This window comes from Dyella sp. AD56, assembly GCF_002878475.1.
GTDB lineage: Bacteria > Pseudomonadota > Gammaproteobacteria > Xanthomonadales > Rhodanobacteraceae > Dyella.
Genome location: NZ_NRDP01000036.1, coordinates 23,997 through 36,226 on the forward strand (window position 1 = coordinate 23,997; position 12,230 = coordinate 36,226).

14 protein-coding genes are annotated in these 12,230 nt (G+C 63.1%); 8 read left to right on the top strand and 6 right to left on the bottom strand.

What is annotated here, in order from left to right:
* Positions 1-168 precede the first annotated feature (168 nt).
* The 7 genes from DyAD56_RS21900 (at position 169) to DyAD56_RS21930 (ending at position 8,693) form a co-directional block, all read left to right on the top strand.
* Complete coding sequence (locus DyAD56_RS21900) at positions 169-1,398, top strand: sensor histidine kinase (protein ID WP_102304957.1); 1,230 nt, start codon at positions 169-171, stop codon at positions 1,396-1,398.
* Positions 1,399-1,770: 372 nt separating this feature from the next.
* The gene (locus tag DyAD56_RS21905) at positions 1,771-2,412 is read left to right on the top strand and encodes a response regulator transcription factor (RefSeq protein ID WP_102304958.1); all 642 of its coding nucleotides are present in this window, start codon (positions 1,771-1,773) and stop codon (positions 2,410-2,412) included.
* A 237-nt stretch (positions 2,413-2,649) separates the two neighbouring features.
* Positions 2,650-3,996 (top strand): polyketide cyclase, encoded by a 1,347-nt coding sequence (locus DyAD56_RS21910; protein ID WP_102304959.1) that lies wholly within the window; start codon positions 2,650-2,652, stop codon positions 3,994-3,996.
* A gap of 169 nt (positions 3,997-4,165) precedes the next feature.
* Positions 4,166-5,098, top strand: a complete 933-nt coding sequence (locus DyAD56_RS21915; RefSeq protein ID WP_102304960.1) for an ABC transporter ATP-binding protein — start codon at positions 4,166-4,168, stop codon at positions 5,096-5,098.
* Positions 5,095-5,829: an ABC transporter permease subunit gene (locus tag DyAD56_RS21920; RefSeq protein WP_102304961.1), complete on the top strand. Its 735-nt coding sequence runs from the start codon at positions 5,095-5,097 to the stop codon at positions 5,827-5,829. Before DyAD56_RS21915 ends, DyAD56_RS21920 begins: the two co-directional genes overlap by 4 nt.
* Positions 5,826-7,730: a Gldg family protein gene (locus DyAD56_RS21925; RefSeq protein WP_102304962.1), complete on the top strand. Its 1,905-nt coding sequence runs from the start codon at positions 5,826-5,828 to the stop codon at positions 7,728-7,730. Before DyAD56_RS21920 ends, DyAD56_RS21925 begins: the two co-directional genes overlap by 4 nt.
* A gap of 99 nt (positions 7,731-7,829) precedes the next feature.
* On the top strand, positions 7,830-8,693 hold the full coding sequence (locus tag DyAD56_RS21930) for a cytochrome c oxidase assembly protein (protein WP_102304963.1): 864 nt from the start codon (positions 7,830-7,832) through the stop codon (positions 8,691-8,693).
* Between the two features lie 63 nt (positions 8,694-8,756).
* Here the strand turns inward: DyAD56_RS21930 and DyAD56_RS21935 are convergent, their stop codons facing one another.
* Entirely contained in the window at positions 8,757-9,218 is a 462-nt protein-coding gene (locus tag DyAD56_RS21935; RefSeq protein WP_102304964.1) for a copper chaperone PCu(A)C, read from the bottom strand.
* Positions 9,215-9,832, bottom strand: a complete 618-nt coding sequence (locus DyAD56_RS21940) for an SCO family protein (RefSeq protein WP_102304965.1) — start codon at positions 9,830-9,832, stop codon at positions 9,215-9,217. The genes DyAD56_RS21935 and DyAD56_RS21940 overlap by 4 nt, the downstream gene beginning before the upstream one ends.
* Before the next feature lie 81 nt (positions 9,833-9,913).
* Here DyAD56_RS21940 and DyAD56_RS21945 point away from each other — a divergent pair, with 81 nt between their 5' ends.
* Positions 9,914-10,291 (top strand): DUF423 domain-containing protein, encoded by a 378-nt coding sequence (locus DyAD56_RS21945; protein ID WP_102304966.1) that lies wholly within the window; start codon positions 9,914-9,916, stop codon positions 10,289-10,291.
* Between the two features lie 6 nt (positions 10,292-10,297).
* Here the strand turns inward: DyAD56_RS21945 and DyAD56_RS21950 are convergent, their stop codons facing one another.
* From DyAD56_RS21950 to DyAD56_RS21965, 4 genes are all read right to left on the bottom strand, one after another.
* The gene (locus tag DyAD56_RS21950; RefSeq protein ID WP_102304967.1) at positions 10,298-10,762 is read right to left on the bottom strand and encodes a DUF1203 domain-containing protein; all 465 of its coding nucleotides are present in this window, start codon (positions 10,760-10,762) and stop codon (positions 10,298-10,300) included.
* Between the two features lie 79 nt (positions 10,763-10,841).
* A complete protein-coding gene (locus tag DyAD56_RS21955; protein WP_102304968.1) occupies positions 10,842-11,045 on the bottom strand; it encodes a hypothetical protein in 204 nt (67 codons plus the stop codon).
* A gap of 95 nt (positions 11,046-11,140) precedes the next feature.
* Positions 11,141-11,332, bottom strand: coding sequence for an Arc family DNA binding domain-containing protein (locus DyAD56_RS21960; RefSeq protein ID WP_102304969.1), 192 nt, complete (start codon positions 11,330-11,332; stop codon positions 11,141-11,143).
* The gene (locus DyAD56_RS21965; RefSeq protein WP_102304970.1) at positions 11,322-12,191 is read right to left on the bottom strand and encodes an SPFH domain-containing protein; all 870 of its coding nucleotides are present in this window, start codon (positions 12,189-12,191) and stop codon (positions 11,322-11,324) included. The genes DyAD56_RS21960 and DyAD56_RS21965 overlap by 11 nt, the downstream gene beginning before the upstream one ends.
* Positions 12,192-12,230: the final 39 nt, after the last annotated feature.

Consider the following 12,230-nt stretch of genomic DNA (forward strand, 5'->3'; position numbering starts at 1 on the left):
TATGACATGTGACTGGCGGCCGCACATATCACGGCGCACCATGTAAAACCTTTGTAAAACGCCATCGGGCGTGCGAGCCGACGTATCAGTAGGCATGTCTTCCGGCAGGGGGAGGGTAGTGACTTCTCACGCATTGCACCACGCCTGCCGGTGGCTAATGATGCGCATATGTCCTGGTCAAACATTAATCACATCCGGCTGCTCCGGTACGCTGGTCTGACAACGTACCTGTGCGTCGCCCTGCCGTTGCTTCCCGGCAGCTGGAGTCTTGCCCAGGTCAATTCCTGGTGGAGCGATCCGGATATCTCCGGCTGGATCTTTTCCTACCTCATGTTTGGCGTCACCTATGTCCTGCTGACGCGGCGATCCACGCTCAATCGACAGGCTGGACTGCCGCCGATCAGCCGGCTGATCGGCTTGGTCGTGCTGACTGGCTCGGCCATTGCCATGGGTTGGTTCAGCCAAAGCGGTCTGTCGGCCATGCTGATGCTGGTTATTGCCGTGGTGCTGCCGTGGCAGTTGCCGGTGGGGGCAGGGCTGGCTTGGATGTTGGCGCAGAACCTCATGCTTATTCCCATCATCGCCAGCTACAAGGGCTGGACCACGGTGACGGCGATTCTTCAGGTCTGCATGTACTTGGGGATATCTGCCCTGGTGTTCTTCACCTCGATGATCGCCAGCCTGCAGGCTGAGGAGCGCGAGGCGCAGCGCCGCCTCAATTCCGAACTGCGTGCCACCCGGGCGCTGCTGGCCGAATCCACCCGCATTGCCGAGCGCATGCGCATTGCCCGCGACCTGCACGATCTGGTCGGCCATCACCTGACGGCGCTCAGCCTGAACCTGGAGGTGGCGAGCCACCTGGTCAACGCGCAGGCGGCGGAACACGTGCAGAAAGCGCAGGTGACCGCCAAGCACCTGTTGTCTGACGTACGCGAGGTGGTGAGCGAGCTGCGCCAGGACGATGCCATCGATCTGACCCTGGCGTTGCGCAGCCTGACCGAGGGCGTGCCGGGCCTGAGTGTGCACATGGAGACGCCACCCCGCTTCAGCGTCGAGGACCCTCGCCGGGCCCAGGTGTTGCTGCGCTGTGCGCAGGAAATCATTACCAATACGGCCCGTCATGCCGGTGCGCGCAACCTTTGGCTGCGCTTCGACTACGTTAATGCGAACCTGCTGGAACTCTATGCTCGCGACGATGGACGGGGCGCGGCGAACTTCCGGCCGGGCAATGGCCTGTCGGGCATGCGCGAGCGCCTGGCCGAGTTCGAGGGCAGTGTCACGGTGGACTCGGCCATGGAGCAGGGCTTTGCCCTCAACGTGCGCCTGCCGCTGGGCGAGGTGCCGGAGCTGGCGCACACGCCGTCACGGTTCGAGCCTCCAGCGCTGGGCATGCTGTAGCCTTGCCGGGAGGTCGTGTAAAAATGTGTGGCCTGGAGCCTGATCTTGGGCTGCGCATGGTTCGCGCCGGAAGTTGTTTGCGCGCCAGACAAGGAAGATCGAGGGAATGTATGTCGATACACGACCGAGTGATGACGCAGGATGGCGGGCAAACAAATCCGGCCCGTAGGGTTGCTCGCAAGCGCCCGCCAGAAAGCGACGCGCGGCTTGACCTGACCGCCAGTCAGGTGCTGCGCCACGCGCCACTCCCTGGCGGGCGCTTGCGAGCAACGCGGACCATGAGCAGCCCAAGATCAGGCTCCCAACGCCGCATCGTTCTCCCCGTTGGTCGCGGGCATCGCACTCCGACCACTACTGTTTCGAGGATTCGCGATGATTTCCGTCTGTCTCGTTGACGACCAGAACCTGGTTCGCCAGGGTGTCCGTTCATTGCTGGACCTGGCGGAGGACATCCGCGTGGTGGCCGAGTGCGCCGATGGTGCCCAGGCTGTCCAGGACATCCCCCGGATAAAGCCCGACGTGGTGCTGCTCGACCTGCGCATGCCCAACATGAGCGGTCTGGAAGTGTTGCAGGCGCTGTCCGCCCGCAACGAATTGCCCCCCACCATCATCCTCACCACCTTTGACGACGATCAGTTGGTGCTACAGGGGCTCAAGGCTGGCGCCCGTGGCTATCTGCTCAAGGACGTCTCGCTGGAGCAACTGGTGGAAGCCGTTCGCACTGTCTCGGCTGGCGGCTCGCTGGTGGCCCCGATGGTCACACAGCGCCTGCTTGCCGGCGTCGGGCGCATGCAGAACCAGTTCACCAGCCTGGAACAGCCCGATCCCCTGACTGAGCGCGAGACAGAGATCCTGCGCCTGCTGTCGGGTGGCTACAGCAACAAGGAGATCGCCAACTCCTTGAAAGTGGCGGAGGGAACGGTGAAGAACCACGTTTCCAACATCCTCTCCAAGCTGGGGGTACGCGATCGCACGCGTGCCGTTCTGAAGGCGCTGGAACTGGGGATCGTCTAAAGACTGACGCCACCCTGCGGAGCCTTGCCTGACGCCATTCGCGGGCGTCTGGTGGGGCTCCTTCGGGCAGTCTTTACGGCCGGATAGCGTTCGGGCGCGCGAGCAAGTAGTATCGGTGGCTTCGGCGCTGGCCGACCCCCGTTCATGCATGGATTCTTCGGGAATCTCCCGTGGCGGGCCGGTCTCCGGCGACTGCCCTTAGTGCCGTATACAGAGAGACGTGCGGAGAATCCCGGAATGATGCGTGTTCTTGAATTTATTGTTGCCCTGATCATCGTCGCGGTCGCGGCGGTGGTGGTGGGTGTGGTGATGCCCAGCAGCGGGCATATCGAACGATCGCTGGTAATCGGCAAGGACATGCGTCAGGTCTATGACGTGCTGAACAACTTCCGCCGTTTCCCGGAGTACTCCGAGCAGCGCGACGCTGACCGCAACATCAAGTTCGACTTCTCCGGCAAGGCCTATGGTCCGGGTGCTGAAGTGAGCTGGTCCAGCAACGACGGCAAGGTTGGCAGCGGCAAGTTTACCGTTGCATCGGCTGATCCGAGCTTCGACAAGGTCGATGCAACCGCCAAGAAAGCCACCGTGGTCTGGAATGTAGACAACGACTGGCGCGGCAACGACAAGCACTTCACGATCGACCTGGAGCGCAACGGCAGCCGCGGTCAGCTGACCAAGGCCACCTGGTCGTATGACGTCGACTACGGCTTCAACCTGATCAATCGTTATTCCAGCCTGTACATTCACGGTGATCCGGACGTGTTCGTTCAGGCCACCCTGAACAACCTGCAGAACGTGCTGGCCTCGGTCCAGAACGTCGACTACACCAAGCTGATCCCGTACATCGAGCAGACCCAGGCGACCCCGGTGCTGATGGTGTCGACCTCGATCGAGCGCAAGGGTGGTCTTGAGGCCCTCAACGACGCGACCGACAAGGCCGTTGGCGAGATCCAGGCTGCTGCCAAGAAGTTGGGTGTGACCACCACCGGTCCGCGCATCATCTACACCACCAACTACGGCGACCAGACCTACACCTTCGACGTGGCTGTGCCGATCAGTGCGACCAGCCTGAGCGTTGCCGGTCAGACGGTGGAACTGGCTGCCGCCAAGTCGCCTGACCTGAACCCCGCTGCCGCAAGCAGCAGCGCTGACGCTGCCAATGCCGGTGGCGACAACACCCCGGGTGGTCACGACCGCTTCGGTCGCCTGATCGTCGACACCAACGTGCGCGCCTTCCTTGCCTTCGGTGGCCCGGCCCTCAAGGCCGTGTGGAACGGCACCGCTGCTGGCGTCCCGCAGACCCGCGACCTGATGAAGGCCTACGCTCAGACCCACGGCTACAAGTTCGACGAAGTGGTGAACCGCTTCTACGACATCGAAGCCAAGCCGGAAGTGAAGCAGGGCGACGAAGTGAAGCAGTACGCCGAGTTCGACGTGTACCTGCCGCTGAGCTGGGCACCGGACCAGACCCCGGAACAGGCTGCCGGCATCAAGCCGCCGTCGCTCGACGACAGCAGTGACCAGGCTCCGGCCTCGTCCAGCACCGCCGCCGCTCCGGCCAGCGCTGCCAGCACCGGCAAGTAAGTCGCCCTGGCGTCAAGTATCGAGAAGGCCCTTCCTTGTGAAGGGCCTTTTCTTTTTGTGCCTCCGACGATCAGGTCACGCTGAACTTTTCGGTTAAAGTGCGGGTCCACGTCGCTGCTGGGGCCCGCGACTCGCGCGCAGCAAATGCACGCTACTGACTAATCCGGACATGATCGAAACCGAACAACTCACTCGTCGCTACGGTGCCCTTACGGCAGTGGACTCGCTGAGTTTCCGTGCCGAACCCGGGCAGGTACTTGGGCTTCTGGGACCGAATGGCGCGGGCAAGACGACCGCGATGCGCATGATTGCCGGCTTCCTGTCGCCGAGCTCCGGCACCGCGCGCGTGTGCGGTTACGACGTGCGTAAGGAGCCACTGAAGGCAAAGCGCGCGCTGGGCTACCTGCCCGAAGGCGCGCCGAGCTATGGCGAGCTGACCGTTCGCGAATTCCTGGTCTTCATCATCCGCATGCGCGGCCTGCAGCGGGACGAAGGTGCGCGGCGCTTTGAGCGCGTGGTCGGTGGCCTGCAGCTGGAAGGCGTGCTCGACCAGTGCATCGATACCTTGTCGAAGGGCCTCAAGCGCCGCGTGGGTTTGGCGCAGGCCATCGTGCACAACCCGCAGGTGCTGATGCTGGACGAGCCCACCGACGGTCTCGACCCGAACCAGAAGCACACGGTGCGCCAGCTGATCGATCAGATGGCGCGCGACCGCACCATCCTCATCTCCACCCACTTGCTGGAGGAGGTGCATGCCTTGTGCAATCGTGTGGTGATCATCGCCAACGGTCGGCTGCTGGTGGACGCGACGCCGGCGGAGCTCGAATCGCGCTCGCGCTATCACGGCGCGGTGTCGTTCAGCGCACCAGGCAGCGGCGTATCGCAGGAAATGCTGGGTCGGCTACCGCAGGTGGCCTCGATCGAAGTTGACCCGATGGATGGCCGCATCACAGTGTTCCCTCGCCCGGGCGAGCGCATCCTGGAACCGGTGGAAACCTTGCTGCGCCAACAGGGGCTTGAAGTGTCGGAAATCCAGTTGGAGCGTGGGCGACTCGACGAGGTGTTCCGTCAGATCACCACCGGCGCGGAGAGCAAGGAATGAGCCCGATCGCAGCGGTGACGCGCCGCGAATTGCGGAGTTACTTCGTGACGCCGGTGGCGTACGTGTTCCTGGTGATCTTCCTGGTGCTGTCCGGCATCCTCACCTTTTATGCGGGCGATTTCTACGACAGGAATCAGGCGGACCTGCAGCCGTTCTTCGTGATGCATCCATGGCTCTACCTTGTGCTGGTGCCCGCGGTATCCATGCGCATGTGGGCGGAAGAGGCCAAGGGCGGCACGCTGGAGCTGCTGATGAGCCTGCCGCTGACGCTGGCGCAAGCCATGCTGGGCAAGTTCCTCGCGGCATGGATTTTCATCGGGCTGGCCTTGGTGCTGACCTTCCCGATCTGGATCACCGTGAATTACCTCGGGTCGCCGGACAACGGCGTGATCGTCGCCGGCTACCTCGGCAGTTGGCTGATGGCAGGCGCCTTCCTCGCCATCGGCGCCTGCCTTTCGGCGGTGACGCAAAGCCAGGTGGTGGCTTTCGTGCTCACGCTAGTGGTGTGCTTCCTGCTGATCCTGGTGGGGCAGCCGCAGGTGATGGAGTTCTTCCAAGGCGCGCTGCCGCGCAAGCTGGTGAATGCCTTGGCGCATCTGAGCATGGTGCGCCACTTCGAGGCGATTTCGCGTGGCGTGCTGGACTTGCGTGACCTGATGTACTTCCTGGCGACCATGGCCGCATGGCTCACGGCCGGTGTATTGACGCTCGACCTGAAGCGGACGCCATGAGCTTGAAGCGCATCCACATCACTCGTCGTGCTGTCTTGCTGGCCGCCCTGGCCGCACTGGCTGCCCTGTTCGTTGTCGTCGTGCTGACCAGCAGCCGCTGGCGCATGGGGCGGGTGGATCTCACCTCCGACCAGCTCTATACGCTTACGCCCGGCACGGTCCATATCGTGGATGGGCTGCATGCGCCGTTGCGCCTGACGCTGTATTTCTCCAGCCACGCCACACGCGATATGCCGCAATGGCGAAGCTACGAGCAACGCGTGGCCGAGATGCTGCAGGAGATGGTGGCGCGCTCGCATGGCCGGCTGCGCCTGCAGATCGTCGACCCGGTGCCGTACTCGGACGACGAGGCGAGCGCCGAAGGTTACGGGTTGACGCCGATCAATGGCGGCACCAATGGCGAACGCGTGTTCTTTGGCCTGGTGGGCAACACCTTGCCGGCAGGCGGCGACGCGGATGCCGGCGATGAGGATCGCTTGCCCAAGCGGGTGCAGGCGATTCCGCTGTTCGATCCCTCGCGCGAAACCTTCCTTGAGTACGACATCGCCAAGTTGCTCTATGAGCTGGATCAGCCGTCGAAACCCCATATCGGCCTGATCAGCAGCTTGCCGGTGCAGGGCAACCCCGTGATCGGTGAAGAACCCTGGACGGTCATGCGCCAGTTGGCGCAGCAGTTCGACGTCAAGTCGCTCGATCCTGCCCGGCTCAAGCAGATCGACGCCGACATCAAGGCATTGCTAGTGATTCACCCCAAGCACCTGCCTGTCGATGCGCAATATGCCATCGACCAGTACGTGCTCAATGGCGGGCATCTGGTGGTGTTCGTGGACCCGGTCGCGGAGATGGACAACACGCCATTCGTCGACAGCAATGGCGTCACCGACGATCACAACTCGAACCTGTCACGCCTCTTTAGTGCGTGGGGCGTGCTGTACGACCCGCAGAAGGTGGTGCTCGACCGTTCGCGCGCGTTGCGCATCGAACTGGCGGACAACAGCTCGAGCAATCACCCGGCCATGCTGGGCTTGGGGCAGCAGGAGCTCAATCACGACGACGTGATCACGGCGAGCCTGCAACGCATCAATGTGTCCAGCGTGGGTTACTTTGATTTGGCGCAGGGCACGCTCTCGCGACTGACGCCGCTATTGCAGTCGACCACCGACGCCGAAGTCGTGCCGAGCCAACGCGTACGGGAGTCGATCAATAATCCGGCGGCTTTGCTCGACAACTACAAGCCTGACAACATTCATTACGTGATCGCGGCGCGCGTGCGCGGACCATTCACCAGCGCGTTTCCCGAGCGGTCGAACGACAAGGGTTATCGCGCGCGCGTTGACGGCAATGCTGAGGTCATCCTCGTTGCCGATACCGACCTGCTGAGCGACCGCCTGTGGGTGTCGTATGCGCAAAGCCTGCTGGGCCAGCCTCAGCTGAGCGCGATTGCCAACAACGGCGACCTGGTCACCAATATCGCCGACAACCTGAGCGGATCGTCGGCGCTGCTATCGATCCATGGTCGTGTCAGTTCGCAGCGACCTTTCACACGTGTGCTCGCTTTGCGTGGCGCGGCCGACCAGAAGTTCCTGGCGAAGATGCAGGAACTGCAGCGCGAGCTGACCGTCACCCGCACGCGGTTGAGTGAGCTGCAGCCCGCCAAGACGAGCGGCCGCAGTGACTCCACGACACCGGAGCAGCGCGCGGAGATCGAGCAGTTCCTGCAGCGCCAGTTGGAGGTCAACAAGGAGTTGCGCGATGTGCAGCACCAATTCAACGCGGAGATCGATGCACTCGGCTTGCGCCTGAAGTTCATCAACATCGTGTTGATTCCGGTGCTGGTGACGTTGTTTGGCCTGCTCTATGGCTGGCGCCGTTCGCGGCGTAGCCGTCGAAAGCGCGCGTGAGTTTCTACGTCAGCGGTGATGTGTCGCATCCTCGTGCTGTAGGCATGGTCGCGCGGCGTATGATGGGCGATCGTCGCTGACCAGGGGCAGGGCCGTTCGATGATGGCAAGCGTGCTCAAGTGGATCGTGCCCTGGGAGTTCTCCTGGGTCTTTCTACTGTCCTTCATCGGTTTCAGCGTGCTTTATGTCCGTGGCTGCCATCGCCTGCATGTCAGCGTGGGACGTCGCCTTTCGTTCTGGGTTGGCATGGCGCTGATCTACGTGTCCCTGCACACGTACTTGGATTATTTCTTCGAGCATGAATTCTTCATGCATCGCATCCAGCAGATCGTGCTGCACCATCTGGCGCCGTTGCTGATCATCGCGTCGTATCCGGGCACGGTGCTGCATAAGGGCTTGCCGTTCCGGTGGCGGCTGCGTCTGTTGAGGCCCGCGCGGCGCTCCTGGCCGTGGCGTTTGGCCAGTGCGGTGTGGTGCAACCCGGCCGTGGCCACAGTGGTGTTCGTGGCCTTTATCCTGATGTGGCTGGTGCCGTCCATGCAGACGCTGGCGATGCTGGACTGGCGCATCTATCGCTTCATGAACTGGTCGATGCTGGCCAGCGGTTTCACCTACTGGTGGCTGGTGCTGGACCATCGCCCGCGTCCGCCGGGCCGTATGACACCCGGCATCCGCGTGTTGTCGCCGGGCATCACCATGACGCCGCAGATCCTGGCCGGCGCCATCGTGACGTTCTCCAAGCACGATCTCTATCCAATCTTCGAGATCTGCGGTCGCGCGTTCACCTTCAACGTGCTTACGGCCCAACTGGTGGGCGGCGTGATCATGTGGGTGCCCGCGGCGCTGATTGAGTCCGCCGGTGGATTGCTGGCGATGCGTCAGTGGCTGCAGCTCTCGCGTAGCGGACGCATTCGGCGCAAGCCCTGGCCAACGCGTCGCACGCCTGCAGCTGCGCAGCCATAAAACACTTGCCACTCGCAGGAACACCGGTTGTGCGCGACGCGTAGCCTGCGTCGCAGCGGTGGATCAGTCGCTCGCGCCTGTGGCATTGGCGGGGCGCGCGACGAAGTCGGCATCCAGCGTACTGCCGTCGCCGAAGATGAGCGTCACCTTGACCTTGTCACCGATCTTCACCGGTGATGCTGCCTTCATCAGCATCAGATGGTACCCACCGGGCGACAATTCGGTTTTGCCGTGTGCGGGAATGGGCAGATCGTCGACCATCGCCATGCGGCTGACACCGCCTTCCTCGCTACTCTTGTGCAGCATGGTGCTGGCGTAACTGGCGCTGCGCGCGCCATGCAGCGTGGCGGGCTGGTCGCTGGTGTTCTCGAGCGTGACGTAGGCACCGGCGGGAAGGTCGCCCGGCAGCACGCGTATCCACGCCTGGCTTGCGCGAATGTGCTCGGCTTCCGTGGCGTGCGCGGTGATCGTGAACATCAGTCCGGCGGCGAGCAGGGGCAGGGTGCAGGTGACGCGAAAGCTCATGATTTGCTCCCCAGGCTCAGCAACAGATGCAGGTCGTGGACCATGTCGTCCTGCGAGTTGTTCGGTGTGGCCAGCAAGCGGGCCTTGCCATTGGCGTCGAACACGTAGATGGCCGAGCTGTGGCTCACTTCGTACTGCCCGTCGGCGCGGTCGGGTTCGCGGGTGAAGGCGGAGCGGTAACGCTTGCTCAGCGCCTCGATTTCACGCGGTGAGCCCGACAGACCGATTGCGCGCGGATCGAAGGCATTGACGTAGGCATGCATGACTTCGGGCGTGTCGCGCGCAGGGTCGACGCTGACGAACAGGATGCGCGCGCCGTCGGCGAGTGGCCCCAGTCGCTGCATGACTACGTGGAGCTGTGCCAGGGTCAGCGGGCAGACGTCGGGGCAGTGTGTGTAGCCGAAATAGAGCAGCACGACCTTGCCGCGATAGTCCTGGCCGCTGACGTTCTTGCCCTGGTCGTCGACCAGATGGAAGTCCAGGTCGGGCATGTGGCCGGAGACGTTGGTGAGCTTCCATTCAACCCCATCGTCGCGATGGCAACCGGTGAGCAACGATGCACCGAGCGCCAGCATCAACAGCATCAGCCAGTGGCGGGTGCGACAAAGCTTCATGCGAGAATCGATGGGAATCATTCCGGCAGCATACGACACTGGCTGCCGGGTCGGAGCCCTGCAAGTCGAGGAGCCATGTATATGCGACAACCTGCCTTTGCGACGGGCTTGCTGGTCGGGCTGGCCGGGGCCAGCGCGGTCGTCCTCGGTGCATTCGGTGCACATGCCTTGCGCGACGTGCTCGACGCGCGCGGCACGGAGCTGTGGCACACGGCGGTGAGCTATCATTTCTGGCATGCGCTTGCATTGGCCTTTGCCGTTATGGCGACAAAGGGCCGTGCAGCGCGCGTCGCCGTCATCGCTTATGTCATCGGTATCGTGGTCTTTTGCGGCAGCCTTTATGCGCTAGCCCTGGGCGCGCCGCGCTGGTTCGGTGCGATCACGCCGGTGGGCGGCCTGGCCTTTATCGTGGGCTGGATCGCGCTGGGTATCGGGCTGACAGGCCGTGAGGCGCGCTGAGCGAACTCAGACACGATCCACGCGGGCGGCGTAGCAACCCGGTCGCGCAATATGGATGTGGAGATGGGCGACGCTGTCGTCCGCGAACAGGCGTTCGATCAGCGGTTCCAATGCCGTGCCCTGGACCACGTCCGCATCGCGCAACATGCCGTGTTCGTCGAAGCCGCGCACGGAGAGCAGGCGACGGCGCAACTGGTCGGGTACCTCGTCGACGCGGTCGTACTGCGCTTCACCTTCGCGAATGTAGATGGCGTGGTTAGAGCGGAAGGGCGAATTCGCAGGCTGGTGTTCGTAGTTAAGCAGGATCAGCGATTGCCCGGGCTCGGCATCAGTGAGGCTGATGCGGCAGGGGTATCCGTGCGCGCGGTCGGCCGTCACGCGCATGGCGCGGCGTTCGGCTAGCGCTTCATCGGGCAGGGCGAATAGTTCGGCGAAGGGTTCGGCGGGGAGGCCGGAGAGGCGGAAGTGCATTGCGGGAACTCCGTCGGGGGCGATGAGTTCCAGCTTCCCGCGACGTCGCTTCGGCGACCATCCGATTCTTGCGGTCCCGTCAATCCACCCGAAATACCTGGACGGATTCGCACGCGGGGCAGCGGTAGCTCTGTAGTTCCGTGTCCTGCTCTTCCGCCCATTTGCGAGCCTCGGCGGGCAGCGTCTTATGGGGCTCCATCTCGACTTTCGAGCCTGCGCGCGAACAGGTATCGCACAGCACGGGGCCATCAGGGATTTGCGGATAGGGCTGGTTGTTAGCCATGGCGGTTTTCCGGAACGCGACGAAGGAAACCGAAGCTAGCGCCGACGTCGTGCAGGTCGCGTCGAAGCGGCATGAACAACGGATGTGCTCAAGATTCAGTCGTTCTCGTCGTCTTGTACCGGCGCGGACGTGTCGCGCTTCAGCCGTCCTTGCTTGCGCAGCGCTTCACGCAGAACGAATTCGATCTGCGCATTCACGCTGCGCAGATCGTCATCGGCCCAGCGCTGCATGGCCTCGAGCACAACAGCGCTGATGCGAAGTGGGTAGGCCTTTTTCTCAGCCGCCATACAACGTGCCGGCATTCACTACCGGTTGCGTGGCGCGATCGCCGCACAGCACCACAAGCAGGTTGCTCACCATGGCGGCCTTGCGCTCTTCGTCCAGTTCCACGACGCCTTGTGCCTTCAGCCGGTCCAGTGCCATGGCCACCATACCAACCGCGCCGTCGACGATGCGCTCGCGTGCCGCGACGATGGCGCTGGCCTGTTGGCGCTGCAGCATGGCTTGGGCGATTTCCTGCGCGTAGGCGAGGTGGCTGATGCGTGCCTCGACGACGCGCACGCCAGCCTTGTCCAGCCGCGCCTGGATCTCGTCGCGCAGATGGTTATTGATCACTTCGCCGTGGCTGCGCAGGGCGGGCTTGCCGTCGTCGTGCGCATCGTAGGGATAGTTCTGCGCCATTTGGCGCAACGCCGACTCGCTCTGGATGGTCGCGAAATTCTCGTAGTCGTCCACGCAGAACACGGCTTCGGCGGTGTCGACGACCTGCCACACCACCACGGCGGCGATTTCGATAGGGTTGCCATCGCTGTCGTTGACCTTGAGCTTGCTGCTTTCGAAGTTGCGCACGCGCAGCGAGACGCGACGGCGCGTGCAGAACGGGTTGGTCCAGCGCAGACCCTCCTCGCGCACGGTGCCGTGGTACTTGCCGAACAACTGCAGCACCTGGCCTTCGTTAGGGGCCACCTGGAAGAAGCCCTTGGTCATGAATACCGTGACGACGTGGATGGCGATACCCACCGCACCCATCAGCGCGTGTTGGGTGAGGAGTGCATAGCCCTCGCAGGCCAGGCCAAGCAGGGCGAGAAAGATCACGACGGCGACCGTCGGTATGCCAGCGGTCGAAAAGCCTTGCTGCTCGTTCATGGTGGTTCCCCTTGAGGTGAGGAAATTAGATATCAATTT